Origin of the sequence: Mycobacterium hainanense, assembly GCF_041890355.1 — a bacterium.
GTDB lineage: Bacteria > Actinomycetota > Actinomycetes > Mycobacteriales > Mycobacteriaceae > Mycobacterium > Mycobacterium hainanense.
In genome coordinates this window covers 2,589,366-2,605,710 of sequence record NZ_CP169059.1, presented here as the reverse complement: position 1 = coordinate 2,605,710, position 16,345 = coordinate 2,589,366, and the positions used below count along the sequence as shown (strand labels likewise).

The 16,345-nt window shown below is 70.1% G+C and carries 4 protein-coding genes; 1 reads left to right on the top strand and 3 read right to left on the bottom strand.

Annotated features, from left to right (window positions below; genetic code table 11):
• Positions 1–9 precede the first annotated feature (9 nt).
• From ACEL92_RS12100 to ACEL92_RS12090, 3 genes are all read right to left on the bottom strand, one after another.
• Positions 10–2,601 (bottom strand): sugar epimerase family protein, encoded by a 2,592-nt coding sequence (locus ACEL92_RS12100; RefSeq protein ID WP_374025775.1) that lies wholly within the window; start codon positions 2,599–2,601, stop codon positions 10–12.
• A 25-nt stretch (positions 2,602–2,626) separates the two neighbouring features.
• The gene (locus tag ACEL92_RS12095; protein ID WP_374025774.1) at positions 2,627–15,154 is read right to left on the bottom strand and encodes an SDR family NAD(P)-dependent oxidoreductase; all 12,528 of its coding nucleotides are present in this window, start codon (positions 15,152–15,154) and stop codon (positions 2,627–2,629) included.
• Positions 15,155–15,482: 328 nt separating this feature from the next.
• Positions 15,483–15,833 (bottom strand): hypothetical protein, encoded by a 351-nt coding sequence (locus ACEL92_RS12090; protein ID WP_073873233.1) that lies wholly within the window; start codon positions 15,831–15,833, stop codon positions 15,483–15,485.
• 170 nt (positions 15,834–16,003) lie between these two features.
• Here ACEL92_RS12090 and rbpA point away from each other — a divergent pair, with 170 nt between their 5' ends.
• Positions 16,004–16,339 carry an RNA polymerase-binding protein RbpA gene (gene rbpA / locus ACEL92_RS12085; RefSeq protein WP_007170328.1) on the top strand — a complete coding sequence of 112 codons (336 nt, stop codon included), beginning with the start codon at positions 16,004–16,006 and terminating at the stop codon, positions 16,337–16,339.
• Positions 16,340–16,345 lie beyond the last annotated feature (6 nt).

Genomic DNA, 16,345 nt, shown 5'->3' with positions numbered 1-16,345 from the left:
TTGGCGCGCTTAAGTGGCCACTTCCAGCACGTGGATTTCCCCGGTCGTGCCGTCGACCTCGACAAGCGCGCCGGGCGGCAAAGTCTTGGTCGCGCCCGCAACGTCCACCACACACGGGAATCCGAACTCGCGGGCCACCACCGCCGCGTGCGACATCGGACCGCCGAGTTCGGTCACCACCGCGGCGGCGTAGCAGAAAGCCGCGGTATACCCGACATCGGTGACCTCCGCGACGAGCACCTCGCCGGGCTGCAGCTCGTCGATCGTTTCCGGCCGCACGATACGCACCCGCCCGCGCACCTTGGCCCCGCACACGCCGACACCGCGCAGAGTCTCCCCGCTGGTGAGCGCCGCCGGCGTTGTCGTGGTCGGTTGCCAGCTCCCGCTGAACACCGTCGGCGGAACCACCGCGGCCAGCCGGCGCTGTTCGGCACGGCGCCGGGCCACCAGCTCCCTGACATCTGTTGGCAGCGCGTCGAGCTCGTCGACGAGCAGGTAGAACACGTCGTCGGCGGTGGCGAAGACTCCGGCGTCAACCAACCGCCGCCCGTACTCGCGCATCAGCTTGCGCAGCACCCAGTTGGCGCGCACCACCTTGTCGCGACGGACTTCGCGGTCGCGGAGCTGGTGAGCGGCCAACTGCGCCACGGGCTTGGCGTGCAGCGGAATACGTGGCCGCTGCGGCTGAGGCGCGCCGGCGGCGCTCATCGCTTTGGTCACCATCCGGACGAGCAACTCGGGATCATCGGAGTAGCTGATCGACAGCATCTCGAGTTCGGCGGGCCCGCGATGCCCGATCAGCGCCAGCTCGGCCAACACGGCGGCGTGAAACTCGGGCGCCTCGACGGCCAGCTTGCCCAACCGCTCCCCCGGCTCGGCCAGCAGCGCTGTCACTTTCGGGTCGCGCTGAGCGGCGACCACCAGCCGCTGCATGGCCTCGACCGAACGCGCACTGACCAACTCCGGTCCCGCCGGCGCGGCGGTGTCGCGCCCACACAAGCCGCGCAGCAGCACGTTGAATGCAGCACACAGCATGAACGACGCCGACGCCAGCACCCAGCCGTGCACCACGTCGTCGCGCGCCAACGTGATGAGGCTAAGCAGCCGACGATCGTCCAGCCGGGTGACGTCGTCGGCCAGGCGTTCGAGGCGATCGACATCGGCGACGAACTCGTGGGTGTCCTTCGACGAGCCCGCGGACAGGCCGATGAGGTTGACACCGAACACCCCGATGTTGCGAATGGTCCTCAGTTGCTTGCGGATCCGGCCGGTTTCTGAGCGCGGACGCTCCGCACCGAAGATCGGCAACGACGCCATGCTGGGACCGAAGAATCCACTGTTGCTGACGATGGTCGTGGGCTTGGCAAACGGCACCGTCTCGGCCATGTAATGCGCCGAGGTGATGGCCCCGTACAGCCGGTGGGCGAAGACGGCAACGGTCCGCGTGGCGATTTCGCGCTGGACGATGCCGCCGGGACGCAGTCGCTCGGCGATGGCCACGCCGCCGGCGCGCAACCCGCGCACAGTCGCCGAGGCCGACGCGGGCGAGAACGGGCCGGGCAGCGCTTCCGACAGGTTGGTGGCCAGGAAAGTCGGAAAGCGTGGATCGATCGGGGTATCGAATTCGCCGTTGTCGCCGGCCGGGCCGGCCAAATCCGGCTTCACCCCGTCCTCAGTCGGCGCATCGACGGACGGAAGGTCACCGATGGTGGCCATCCGCCACGGTAACGACACCACCCGCTTGCCCACGGTGACGCGGCCGCGCACCGCAAGCGCGAAATCTTCGGCACATTCACTGGAGTTCCAGGCCGGCCGGAATCCCCACTGCTCACGCAACCGCGCGGTATCCATGAAGGCGGCGCCGTGCACCAGTTGCAGCTCGGCCAGTTCGAAGCCCAAGCGCACGACGGGACGTCCCAGTGCCGCGGCGATCCGACGGAACGTCAGCTCGCCCGGGGCGGCGAGATTGACGGGGCCGCTGCCGATTTCGGTATCCAGGACCGCCCGGTTGAATAGCCGAAGGGCGTCGTCGGAGTGGACGACCTGCATGAGACGGTCGGCCGATCCGTCTGGGAATACGGGCAGCGCCAGCAGCCGGCGCACCCAGTTGTCGACACTCCGGCCGATGATCAGCGCAGAGCGGATCGCGACCCATTCCAGGCCAGAATCCTCGAGCATCTGCTCGACCATTGCCTGGTATCGACCGTCGGCGCTGACCGGCGCTCTCGCGTCGTGCTCGGTCCTCGGTGCGTCCCCGCCGCCGTAAACATGTGCCGACGACGCGAAGACGATCCTTCTGCCGCCGGTCTCGGCCATTGCGGCCAGCACATTGCGGGTGCCGTCGATGTTGACCTGCCGGGCGAGGCGGTCGTCGTCTCCCGGCGTCGCCGCCCACGCGCAGTGGGCGACAACGTGCGCGCCGGCCAAGGCGCGGCTTACCGCGGCGGTGTCCCGGATGTCGGCCGCCACGAATTCGGCCGCGCTCGGCCAGCTTTCGGGCCGGCGCCGGGCGAATCCGATGACATCGTGGCCCTGGCTGAGCAAGCGCGCGGTGAGCCCCCGGCCGAGCACACCGCTGGCCCCGGTGACCGCGATTCTCACTGATTGCCCTTGCGCGAGCCCATGACTACTCGTCGTCGTCCATCAGCGCCGCGTTGACCAGATCCTCGAGATCCATGTCCGCGATGTTCTTCTCCGGGCTCGCCGCGGCGGCCGGCGACTGCCCGTCGCTTCGGCCGCCGTCGGCTTCGTTCGCCAAGGCGAGCAACAGTTCCAGCACCCCGGCCTGCCGCAGGCGCTTGACCGGAATCGATCCCACGGCGCGCTGGATCTCCGCCTCCCCTGGTGCGGCGGCGGGGGGCTGCTGTTCGGCTGCGCCGACGAGTTCGCGGTGCATGTAACCGGCCAGCGCGGCGGAGTTCGGGTAGTCGAAGATCAGCGTGGGTGACAACGCCAGGCCGGTAGCGGATTTCAGCCGGTTGCGCATCTCGACGGCGGTCAGCGAGTCGAAACCCAGTTCCTGGAAGGCGCGGTCGGGGTCGATCGACTCCGGGCTGGAATTGCCGAGCACCGTGGCGATGTTGGCCCGCACCAAGTCCAGCAGAACCGCCTGCTGCTCGTCCTCCGGAAGCCCTTCGAGGCGCTGCAGCAGAGCGGATTTCGACTTCGCCGCGGCCAGCGAATCGTCGACCTGACGCCGGGTCGGCGCGTTGATCAGATCGACGAACATCGGCGGCAGCGTCCCGCTATCGAACTTGACCCGCAACGCGGCGAGGTCGATGTGGGCGGGCAACAGGAACGGCTCGTCGACGATGAGCGCGGTGTCCATCAATTCCAGTGCCTCGTCGGAGGACATCGCGACGATTCCGTCGCGGCCGAACCGGGCACGGTCGGCCGCACCGAGCGCGCCGGTCATGGCGCTGGCCTGATCCCACAGACCCCATGCCAGCGACATGGCCGGCAAGCCGTGCGTGCGCCGGTGCACGGCCAATCCGTCCAGGAACGAGTTGGCCGCCGCGTAGTTGGCCTGACCCGAGGCGCCCGCCAAGCCCGCCATCGACGAAAACATCACGAACGCAGACACATCCAGGTCCCGGGTCAGCTCGTGCAGGTTCCAGGCCGCATCGACCTTGGCCCGCAACACCGACGCCACCCGCTCCGGAGTCAGCGACGAGATCACCGCGTCGTCGAGCACGCCGGCCGCGTGGATCACCCCCGACAGCGGCCGCTGCACCGGGATGTCGGCGATCACCTTCGCCAGCGCCTCGCGGTCGGCGGCGTCACAGGCCACCACCTGCACCTGAGCGCCCGCGCCGCTGAGCTCCGTCACCAATTCAGCGGCACCCGGCGCGTCCAGACCACGCCGGCTCACCAAGACCAGATTCCGCGCGTCGTGGCGCGTCACCACATGGCGGGCCAGCGCCGAACCCGCCATGCCGGTGGCGCCGGTGATCAACACCGTGCCGGCAGCCCAGGCGTCCGGCATGGTCATGACGACCTTGCCGACGTGCCGGGCCTGGCTCAGATACCGCAACGCGGCGGGCGCGCGCCGCACGTCAAACCTGGTCACCGGCAACGGCCGCAGCACGTCGTCGGCGAACATCGCGGCCAGCTCGTCGAGTATCTGCGCGATGCGGTCCGGCCCGGCCTCGAAGAGGTCGAAGGCGCGGTAGCGCACGCCGGGGTGCTCCCGGGCGACCGCGTCGGGCTCGCGCATGTCGGTCTTGCCCATTTCCAGGAACGCACCGCCGGGGGCAACCAATCGCAGCGAGGCGTCGACGAAGTCGCCGGACAGCGAGTCCAGCACCAGGTCCATGCCCCGCCCACCGGTGACGGACCGGAACTTGTCCTCGAACTCCAGGCTGCGCGAGTCCGAGATGTGTTCGGAGTCAAAGCCCATGGCCCGCAGCGTGTCCCACTTGCCTCGGCTGGCGGTGGCGAACACCTCCAGACCCAGGTGTCGGGCCAGCTGCACGGCGGCCATTCCGACGCCGCCGGCGGCGGCGTGCACCAACACCCGCTGACCTCGCTTGGCGGCGGCCAGATCCACCAACGCGTAGAAGGCGGTGGCGAACACCACGGTGGTGGTGGCCGCCGCGGTGTGCGACCATCCGACCGGCACCTTGGCGAGCAGGCGCTGGTCCGTTCTCGCGACCGTGCCGGTGCCGTCGGGGAACAAGCCCATGACGCGGTCGCCGACCGCGAAACGCGCAGTGGCCGGGCCCGTTTCGATGACCACGCCCGAGGCCTCGATGCCCATCACGGCGTCCGGATCCGGGTACAGGCCCAGCGCGATCATCACGTCGCGGAAGTTGGCGGCCAGGGCCGACAGCGCAACCCGAACCTGACCGGCCTCCAGCGGGGCGTCGGCGTCCGGGATGCGCTCCAACCGCAGATTCTCGAAGGTCCCGTGACTGCTCATGCCGAGCCGCCACGGTCCGTCGCTCGGGGGCACCAACAGGCCGCCGACGGCGCGGCTGCCATGGACCCGGGCGGTGTACACCGCGCCGGCGCGCAGCAGTACCTGCGGTTCACCGACCGCAAGGAGCGCGGCCACGGACTCGTCGTCCAGCGGACCGTCGGTGTCGACGAGCACGATGCGACCCGGGTGCTCGGTCTGCGCCGACCGCACCAGTCCCCACACCGCCGCGCCCGCCAGGTCGGTGACGTCCTCCCCCGGCAACGCCATTGCGCCGCGGGTCGCGACGACCAGCGTGCCCGCCCCGTCGCGGGCCAGCCACGACTGCAGGACCGGCAGCACCGCGCGGGTGGCGGCGTAGACATCCGCAACGACGTCGTCGACGACGGGCGCCGACTCGAAGACCACTGCCGACTGCTGCGCGCCCGCGTCGTCCACTTCTGATGCGCCCCAGGCGGATACCGAGACGGGCTGCACCGAGGTCGAACGCTGAGCGGACCAGATGACCTCGAAGAGGCGGTCGGGCCCCGAATTCGACACCGCGGCCAACAGCTGCTGGTCGGTCACCGGCCGGGCCACCATCGAGGCCACCGAGAGCACCGGCAGGCCCAATCCGTCCGCGAGTTCGATCGACACAGCCGAATCGCTCACCGGCACGATCCTTGCCCGCACCGCCGTCGCGCCCGCGGCGTGCAGGGACACCTGCTGCCACGAGAACGGCACCAGCATCGAACCTTCCGGAAGCTCGTCACCGCCGGAGGTCAAGATCACCGCGTGCAGTGCCGCATCCAGCATCACCGGGTGGACCCCGAACCCGGACGCCGAGACACCCGCGTCCGCGGGCAGGTTCACTTCGGCGAAGACTTCGTCGCCGCGACGCCACATCGACGTCAGACCGCGGAACGCGGGCCCGTAGCCATACCCGCGCTCGGCCAGCCGCTCATAGCCGTCGGCGACATCGACCGGCGTCGCGCCGATCGGCGGCCACGCCGACAGGTCCGCGCCCGGCTGCACCTCGCCCGCACGTAGGACACCCTCGGCATGCAGCGACCAGCCCGCACCGGAGTCGGCGCGCGAAAACACCGAGACCGCCCGGGCCCCCGTGTCGTCGGCGCCGCCGACCACGACCTGGACCGCAACGGACCCCGACGCCGGAAGCACCAGCGGCGCGGCCAGATTCAGCTCGTCGACCAAGCCGCAACCGACTTCGTCGCCGGCCCGGATGGCCAGCTCCACGAATCCGGCACCGGGGAACAACACCACGCCGCCGACGGCGTGGTCGGCCAGCCAGCTCTGCGCACCGGGCGACAACCGGCCCGTCAGCACCACCCCGCCGGAGGCCGGCAGCTCCACCACCGCACCGAGCAGCGCATGCTCGCCGGGCGCCAAACCCAAGCCGGCGGCGTCGACGGCGGCGCCGTCACCGGACAGCCAGAACCTCCGTCGCTCGAACGCGTAGGTGGGCAGCTCGACGCAATCGGCTTCGAAACCCGCACTGCCGATCGCGCCGCGCCAGTCCACGTCCATCCCGGCGACATACCCCTGCGCGACCGCGTTGGTCAGCGTCAGCGGTTCCGGGCGATCCTTGCGCAGCGCCGACATGGCGATCACCGGAACGTCCGGCAGCGATTCTTCGATCGATGCCGTCAGCCCGCTGCCGGGGCCGACTTCGAGGAATCGGTTTCCGCCGGCCGAGTGCGCGAAGCGCACACTGTCGGCGAATCGCACCGTTTCGCGAATGTGCCGCTTCCAGTAGGCGGGTGAAGCGAAGTCATCGCCTGCCAGTTGCCCTGTCACGTTCGACACGATCGGGATCGTGGGTTTGCCGATGGCCAGACCCGCTGCGACCGTGCCGAATTCGTCGAGCATCGGAGCCATCAACGGCGAGTGGAACGCGTGAGACACCGCCAATTGGTGGACGCGGCGGCCATCGGCGCGGAGTCGGGCCGCGATGGCGGCCACCTCGTCCTCGGCGCCCGAAATGACCACGGAGGTTGGCCCGTTGACGGCGGCGATGTCCACGCCGTTGGGCTCCAGCAGCGGCCGTACTTCGGATTCGCCGGCTTGCACCGCGATCATCGCCCCACCCTCCGGCAGGGCTTGCATGAAGCGGCCGCGGGCGGCAACCAGTACCGCCGCGTTCTCCAGCGACAGGACGCCGGCGACGTGCGCGGCGGACAACTCGCCGATCGAGTGGCCCAGCACGAAGTCGGGTCGGACACCCCAGGATTGGAGCAACCGGAATAAGGCGACTTCTACCGCGAACAACGCCGGCTGGGCGAATTCGGTGGTGTTCAACAGGGTCTCGTCGTGTCCCCACATGACGTCGCGCAGCGGGCGCAGCAGGTGGCGGTCCAGCTCGGCCACCACGGCGTCGAAAGCTTCGGCGAACACCGGGTAGGCGGCGTGCAGGCCCATTCCCATGCCGAGCGTCTGTGCGCCCTGGCCGGGGAAGACGAAGACGGTCTTGCCCCCGGGCATGGCGGTGCCCTGGATCACCGATCCAATTTGACCGGTGGCCAACTCGTCGAGGCCGGCCAGCAGCTGATCGCGGTCAGCGCCGACCACCACGGCCCGATGCTCGAAGTTCGACCGGCCGGCCAGCGACCACGCCACGTCGCCGGCGTCGAGCTCGCTGCGCCCGCGCAGGTGCTCGGCGAGCCGCGCAGCCTGGGAGCCCAACGCGGGCAACGACTTCGCCGACACCGCCCACGGCAACACCGGCGGCTTGGCGCGTTCCACGGCGCGCGGGGGCTCGGCGGGCGCGGCCTCGATGATCACGTGCGCGTTGGTGCCACTGATCCCGAACGACGACACACCGGCCCGGCGCGGATGATCCGCCTTCCAGGGCCGCGGTTCGGTCAGCAGCGACACTGACCCCACCGACCAATCGACGTGCGGGCTGGGCTGGTCGACGTGCAGTGTCGCAGGCAACAGGTCGTGCCGCATCGCCAGCACCATCTTGATCACCCCGGCCACCCCGGCGGCGGCCTGCGTGTGGCCCATGTTCGACTTGATCGATCCCAGCAGGAGCGGCTCGTCGCGGCCCTGCCCGTACGTGGCCAACAACGCCTGAGCCTCGATGGGATCGCCCAATGTCGTTCCCGTGCCATGGCCTTCGACCACGTCGACCTCGGCCGCGGACAGGCCCGCATTGGCCAGCGCGGCGCGCACCACCCGCTGCTGGGACGGCCCGTTGGGCGCGGTGAGACCGTTGGATGCCCCGTCCTGGTTGATCGCCGAACCGCGCACCACCGCCAGCACCCGGTGCCCGAGGCGTTGCGCATCCGATAACCGCTCGACGACGAGCATCCCGCCGCCTTCGGAGAATCCAGTGCCGTCGGCGGCCCCGGCGTACGCCTTGCACCGGCCATCGGCGGACAGCCCGCGCATGCGACTGAACTCGACGAAGATGTCGGGTGTGGCGTTGACGGTGACGCCGCCGGCCAGCGCCAGGTCGCATTCGCCCGAGCGCAGCGACTGCGCGGCCATGTGCAGGGCCACCAGCGACGACGAGCACGCCGTGTCCACGGACACGGCGGGGCCCTCCAGGCCCAGCGCATACGACACCCGGCCCGACGCCACACTCGACGACTGCCCGGTCAGCCGGAAGCCCTCGGCTGCCGGGGCGGCGCCCATGCCATAACCCTGCGTGTACACACCGGCGAAGACGCCGGTCGCGCTGCCGCGCAACGCGCCGGGCTCGATTCCGGCGCGCTCCAAGGCTTCCCAGGACAGCTCGAGGAACATCCGCTGCTGCGGGTCCATCGCCAGCGCCTCGCTGGGTGCGATACCGAAGAAGGCGGGGTCGAAGTCCGCCACACCCTCCACGAAGCCGCCGGTGCGGGTGTAGCAGGTTCCCGGGACGTCGGGGTCCGGGTGGTAGATGCCGGCCAGGTCCCAGCCGCGGTCGGTGGGGAAACCCGAAAGCACGTCGCGCTGGTCGACGAGCATCTGCCACAGCTCGTCGGGGGAATTGATCCCGCCCGGATACCGGCAGGCCATGCCGACGATCACGATCGGGTCGTCGCCGACGGCGGGAACGACCGGGGCGGGCGCGACTTCCTGCGGCGCTCCCGCAAGCTCGCCGCGGATGTAGCCCGCCAGGCCGTTCGGGGTCGGGTAGTCGAAGATGAGTGTGGGTGAAAGCGCAAGTCCGGTCGCGGTTTTCAGCCGGTTACGCATTTCGACCGCCGTGAGCGAGTCGAAGCCCAGGTCCTGGAACGCCTTGTCGGGGTCGATCGCCTCCGGCGTGGTGTTGCCCAACACGGTCGCGATGTGCGAGCGGACCAGGTCCAGCAACACGGCGTGCTGTTCGGGTTCGGGCAGGCCGTGCAGCCGGTGCGCCAGCGCCGATTTCGACTTGGCGGCCGCCAGCGAGTCGTCGACCTGGCGCCGTGTGGGCGCGTTGACCAGGTCGGCGAACATGGGCGGCACGACGGCGGCGTGGGCGCGCAGCGCGTTCAGGTCGATGCGGGCGGGCGCCAGGAACGGCTCGTCGATAATCAGTGCGGTGTCGAACAATTCCATCGCCTCGTGCGACGACAAGGCCTGGATCCCGTCGCGACCGAGCCGCGCGCGGTCCGCGGCGTCCAGCCCACCGGTCATCGCGCTGGCTTGGTCCCACAGCCCCCAGCCCAGCGAGATCGCGGGCAATCCCAGGGCCCGCCGGTGTGCGGCCAGCGCGTCGAGGAAGGAGTTGGCCGCGGCGTAGTTGGCCTGGCCCGACGACCCCACCAACCCGGCCATCGACGAAAACATCACGAACGCAGAGAGATCGAGGTCGCGGGTGAGCTCGTGCAGGTTCCAGGCGGCATCGACTTTGGCACGCAACACCGCGTCCACTCGCTGCGGAGTCAGCGACGTGACCACCGCGTCGTCGAGCACGCCCGCGGCATGGATCACCCCGCTCAGCGGGTGCTCCGCCGCAATGTCGGCGATCACCGAGGCCAACGCCTCGCGGTCGGCCGCGTCGCACGCGACGGCGCGCACCCGGGCGCCGGCCTCCGCCAACTCCGCGATCAGCTCGGCTGATCCGGGAGCGTCGGGACCGCTGCGGCTGAGCAACACCATGTTTCGCACTCCGTGGTGCGTCACCAGGTGGCGGGCCAGCGTCGAACCCGCCATCCCGGTTCCACCGGTGATGAGCACCGTGCCCGTCGCCAGCGCACCCGGAATGGTCATCACGACCTTGCCGATGTGGCGGGCCTGGCTCAGGTACCGCAGCGCTGCACGGCCGCGCCGAATATCGAAGGTGGTCACCGGCAACGGCCGCAGCACACCGGCTTCGAAGAGCCCGGCCAACTCGATCATCCACTGGTGCATCCGGGGACGGCCGGGCTCGAAGAGATCGAAGGCGCGGTAGCGCACGCCGGGGTATTGCTGGGCGATCACGCCCGGGTCGCGGATGTCGGTCTTGCCCATCTCCAGGAACACGCCGCCGGGGGCCACCAGGCGCAGGGAGGCGTCCACGAAGTCGCCCGCCAGCGAATCCAGCACCACGTCCATCCCGCGGCCGGCGGTCACGCTCTTGAACTTGTCCTCGAACTCGAGGCTGCGGGAATCCGCGATGTGATCCTCGTCGAATCCCATGGCCCGCAACGTGTCCCATTTACCGCGACTGGCCGTCGCGAAGATTTCGAGACCCAAGTACCGGCCGAGCTGGACCGCCGCCATGCCGACGCCGCCGGCCGCCGCGTGCACCAGCACGCGCTGCCCCGGCTTGACCTCCGCCAGGTGCACGAACGCCATGTAGGCGGTGGTGAAGACCGCCGAGATCGCGGCGGCCTCGGCGTAGGACCAGTCCGTCGGCATCGGCTGCAGCAGGCGGACGTCGCCGGCGACCAGCGTGCCGCTGCCGTCGGGGAAGAACCCGTAAACGGAGTCCCCGACGGCGAACTCGGTGACACCGGGGCCGACTTCGACCACCACGCCCGCGCCCTCACCGCCGAGCAACGCGTCATGGGTGAACATGCCCAGGGTGATCATGATGTCGCGGAAGTTGGCCGCGATGGCACGCAGCGCCACCCGCACCTGACCCGGCCCCAGCGGCGCGTCGGCGCTGGGAACCGGCTCGAGCCGAAGGTTTTCGAAGGTGCCGGCGCTGCCGATGCCCAGTCGCCAGGGCCCCTCGCCCGGAGGCACCAACAGATCGTCGACCGCGCGGCTGGGCCGCACCCGCGGCGTGTAGACCTGGCCGGCGCGCAGCAACACCTGCGGCTCGCCGCTGGCGAGCGCCGATGCGGCCGCCCGATCATCAAGTGGCACATCGGAATCCACCAGGACGATGCGGCCGGGATGCTCCGTTTGCGCCGAGCGGACCAACCCCCATACGGCCGCGCCGGCCAGATCGCTGATGTCCTCCCCCGGCAACCCGACCGCGCCCCGGGTGGCCACGATGAGCACGCCCGAGTCATGCTCCGTCAGCCATGCCTGCACGGCCGGCAGCACCTGGCGGGTGCGCTCATAGGTTGCGGTGACCGGATCCTGCCCGCTGGCAACGGATTCCAGAATTTTGTGGGGGGGTGCCTGGTCCGCGGCCGTCGCCGTGGACGCCGGCGACCAGGCGACCTCGAACATCCGCTCCGGGCCGGAGCTGGACACCGCCGCGCGCAGTTGCCGCTCGCTCACCGGCCGGGCGACCATCGCCCCGACCGACAGCACCGGCAAGCCCAGCCCGTCGGCGAGCTCGATCGAGACCGAGGTCGGGCCCGCACCCCCCTGTTGGCCAGGGTCGGTCGGCGCGATCCGTGCGCGGACCGCGGTCGCGCCCGCGGCATGCAACGACACGTCCTGCCAAGAAAAGGGCAGCAGCAGTTCGACGGGCCGGCCCGCCGCCTGGTGCGCCATGATGACGCCGTGCATCGCCGCGTCGAGCAGCGCAGGGTGCACCCCGAACCCGCTGACGCCACCGGCCGCGTCCGGCAGCCGCACCTCGGCGAACACCTCGTCGCCCCGCACCCACGTCGCGGTCAAACCCCGAAACGCCGGGCCGTACCCGTACCCGTGCGCCGCCAGGTGGTCGTAGCCGTCGGCCACGTCCACGGCGACCGCGCCCGCAGGCGGCCACACCGACAGATCGGCGCCGGGCTCAATCGACCGCGAGCTCAGCACTCCCTCCGCGTGGCACACCCAGCCCGAACCGGCGTCGGCGCGGGAGAACACCGACACGGAGCGGCGGCCCGATTCTTCGCTGGGACCGACGACCACTTGCACGGCAACGGAACCGTCGGCGGGCAGCATGAGTGGCGCCTGCAATGTGAGTTCGTCGACCACCGAGCAGCCGACTTCGTCGCCGGCCCGGATCGCCAACTCGATGAACCCCGCACCCGGGAACACCGCGGCACCGGAGACGGCGTGGTCGGCCAGCCAGCCCTGCAGGTTGGGCGACAGCCGGCCCGTGAGTAGCACCCCATCCGATGCCGGCAGCTCGACCACCGCGCTGAGCAACGCGTGCTCGCTGGTGCCCAAACCCAGGCCGGCGGCGTCTGCTCCCACGCCCTCGCCGGAGAGCCAAAACCGGCGCCGGTCAAAGGCGTACGTCGGCAGCTCCACGAAACGCGCCCCGGCCAACACACCACGCCAGTCGACGCTCACTCCCGCCACGAATGCGGCGGCGGCCGATGTCAGGAACCGCTCCAAGCCGCCGTCGTCGCGCCCCAGGGTGGGTACCACGATGGCCTCGGAGTCGCCCGCAGAGCTTTTCAGGCAGTCGCTGGCCGTCCCCTCTATCCCGGCGATCAGCGCGGGATGCGGACTCGATTCGATGAACGTGCGGTACCCGTGCTCACACGCGGCGCGCACCGCCTGGTCGAACTGCACGGTCTGCCGGATGTTGCGGTACCAATACGCCGCGTCAAGACCGCCCGTGACCAAACGGCCTCCGGTCACCGTGGAGAAGAAGGCGACACGCGAGGAACGCGGCTCGATACCGGCCAGGGCCTCGGCCAGCTCGTCACGAATGGCTTCGACCTCGACCGAGTGCGACGCGTAGTCCACGTCGATCCGGCGGGCGCGCAGCTCCAGGTCGGTGCAGAAGCCGGCGAGTTCGTCGAGCGCGGCCACTTCACCCGAAACGACCACCGCCGACGGGCCGTTGACGGCGGCGATACTGACGCGGTTGCCGTACGGCGCCAACAACTCCCGCGCGCGTTCGGTGCTGCAGGCGATGGACAGCATGCCTCCGGAGTGGGCCAGCGACCGCAATAGCTTGCTGCGCAACGTGACCACCCGAGCGGCGTCGCGCAGCGACAGCGCGCCGGCGACGTACGCGGCGGCGATCTCGCCCTGCGAATGGCCGATCACCGCATCGGGGTTGACACCGACCGACTTCCACAATTCGGCCAGCGAAACCATCAGGGCGAACAGCACCGGCTGCACCACGTCGACCCGGTCCAGACCCGGGGCGTCCGGATTGCCACGCAGCACGTCAGTCAACGACCAGTCGACGAACTCCGCGAAAGCTTCCGCGCACGCATCGATCTGCTGGGCGAATACCGGTGCGGCGTCGAGCAAGTCGATCCCCATGCCCAGCCATTGCGATCCCTGGCCGGGGAAGACGAAGACGTTCTTGCCCGCGGGCGGCGCGCTGCCCCGGATGACCAAACCGGTCGGGTCGTCAATATCGGAGGCGGCCAACTCATCCAGTCCGGCCAGCAGCCGGTCCCGATCGCCGCCGACGACGACGGCCCGGTGCTCGAAGGTGGCGCGGCCCGCCAGCGACCAGGCCACGTCGGCGCCGTCGAGCTCGTCATGGCCGCGCAGGTACCCGGCAAGCCGGGTGGCCTGAGACCTCAACGCAGACAGTGATTTTGCCGAAAACACCCACGGCACCGTCACGGGCTTCGGGCGGTCCTCCGACGGTTCGGCCGCGGGCGCCGCCTCGACGATCACGTGGGCGTTGGTGCCGCTGATACCGAACGACGAGACGCCTGCTCGGCGCGGGCGGCTCGCCGGCCACGGCTGCGGCTCGGTCAGCAACGACACCGACCCCGCCGACCAATCGACGTGCGGGCTGGGCGCGTCCACATGCAGTGTCGCGGGCAGGGTTTCGTGGCGCATGGCCTGGACCATCTTGATGACGCCCGCCACGCCCGCGGCTGCCTGGGTGTGACCCATGTTCGACTTGATCGAGCCCAACCACAGGGGCTCGGAACGGTCCTGGCCGTACGTCGCCAACAAAGCCTGGGCCTCGATCGGGTCGCCCAGCGTGGTGCCGGTCCCGTGGCCCTCCACCACGTCGACGTCGGCCGTCGACAGACCCGCGTTGGCCAGCGCCGCGCGCACCACCCGCTGCTGCGACGGGCCGTTGGGCGCGGTCAACCCGTTGGACGCGCCGTCCTGATTGACCGCCGAGCCGCGGACCACCGCCAGCACCGGATGGCCCAGCCGCCGCGCGTCCGAGAGCCGCTCGACGACCAGCATCGCGCCGCCCTCCGACCAACCGACGCCGTCGGCCGCTCCGGCGTACGCCTTGCACCGGCCGTCCGGCGCCAGTCCCCGATGCCGGCTGAATTCGACGAAGACCGTCGGGGTGGCGTTGACGGTCGCGCCGCCCGCCAGCGCCAGATCGCACTCACCGGAGCGCAGCGACTGCACCGCCATGTGCAGCGCCACCAACGACGACGAGCACGCCGTGTCCACCGACACCGCCGGGCCCTCCAGCCCCAGCACGTAGGACACTCGCCCGGAGGCGACGCTGGAAGTCATGCCGGTGAGGCGGTAGCCCTCGATCTCCTCGGCGAGCATGCCGTAGCCCTGGACGATGAGGCCCGCGAACACACCGGTCGCGCTGCCCCGCAGGCCGCTCGGGTCGATGCCGCCGCGCTCCAGCGCCTCCCACGACAGTTCCAGCAGCATCCGATGTTGCGGGTCCATCGCGAGCGCTTCGCTCGGGGCGATGCCGAAGAAGGCCGGGTCGAAGTCGGCGACACCGTCCACGAAGCCACCAGTCCGCGCGTAGGTCTTGTGGCGCGCGTCCGGATCGGGGTCGAAGAGGCTCGCCAGGTCCCATCCACGGTCGGTGGGGAACTCCGTGATCACGTCGCGGCCGTCGGCCACCATCTGCCACAGGTCTTCGGGGGTCTCGATTCCGCCCGGGAAGCGGCACGACATACCGACGATCGCGATCGGCTCGCTCGACCGCTCCAGCAGCGCACGGTTGGTGCGTTTCAGGCGTTCGACCTGGACCAGCGCTTTTCGGAGCGCTTCGGTCGCATGCTGGAGTTGATCCACCATCAATACCTCTCGCCTAACTTGGCCGTCAGCTGCCCCGATGCGACTCTCGCCGAGTCACGGAATTTGCTGCACGATGCGATGTCGTGCTGCTCTCCGGCCCAAGAATGTCGCTGGTGAGTATCGCCAACTCCGACGGGATTTCAAAACGTCCGATGCTCCCGGCTGCTACAGGAGGATCGGCTTCGGCGCGAGGAACGCCTTGTCCTGGGGGTCCGGAACGCGTCGTCGCGCCCTTGGGTATCGGGGCCTCTCATCCCCGGGAAGACAACTGACGCGCCGTCCATGGCGCGACTGTACCCGGCTGTGCATCGGTAGTGGTCAGGGACGGTCAGACACCCACCCGCCGCCAGCCGTCGGCCGCGCGGGCGGCCCGGATCAACACGTCGCACAGCTCACGCAGTTCGCTCGCCCGCGCTCCTTCGTCGAGGGCGGTGACGACGTCTTCGGCCGCGCACCGCACCTGGTAGACCCGGTCGGACAGGTCGGCCGCGTCATCGGCGGACAGGACCACCGCGTCCGGGGGCAAAGCCAGCGCAGCGCCGCGCGTCAGTGAGGCGCGTTGTTCGTACGCCCGCTGCCGGCACGACTGCCTGCAGTACTGGCGGCGACGTCCCATCCCGGCATCGGACACGTCTCGACCGCACCAGCGGCAGGGCTGCGGATGGGTGCGACGGCTCACGCCTGCCGACTTTAATCGGGATTCCGCGGCGATCCCGGTATCATTGAAGGTCGCGTCGCGTTCGCCGGCTACCGAAAACGGGAACTAGGCAGAGCGCCGCAACGTTTGGCAGACGGACAGAAATGCACGACAGCAGCCCGACAGCTCAGAGGACCTAGAGGAGTAGCAACATGGCTGATCGCGTCCTTAGGGGCAGTCGCCTCGGAGCCGTGAGCTACGAGACCGACCGCAACCACGACCTCGCGCCACGTCAGATCGCGCGGTACCGCACCGAGAACGGCGAGGAGTTCGAGGTTCCGTTCGCCGACGACGCCGAGATCCCCGGCACCTGGCTGTGCCGCAACGGCATGGAGGGCACCCTGATCGAGGGAGACCTGCCCGAGCCGAAGAAGGTGAAGCCGCCGCGCACGCACTGGGACATGTTGCTGGAACGGCGCAGCGTCGAAGAACTCGAAGAGCTCCTCAAGGAGCGGCTGGAGATCATCCGGACACGCCGCCGCGGCTGAGCGGCG

Coding starts and splice junctions, on each gene's coding strand:
- ACEL92_RS12095 (WP_374025774.1), bottom strand. CDS start 15,154: ATGGTGGATCAACTCCAGCATGCGACCGAAGCGCTCCGAAAAGCGCTG.
- rbpA (WP_007170328.1), top strand. CDS start 16,004: ATGGCTGATCGCGTCCTTAGGGGCAGTCGCCTCGGAGCCGTGAGCTAC.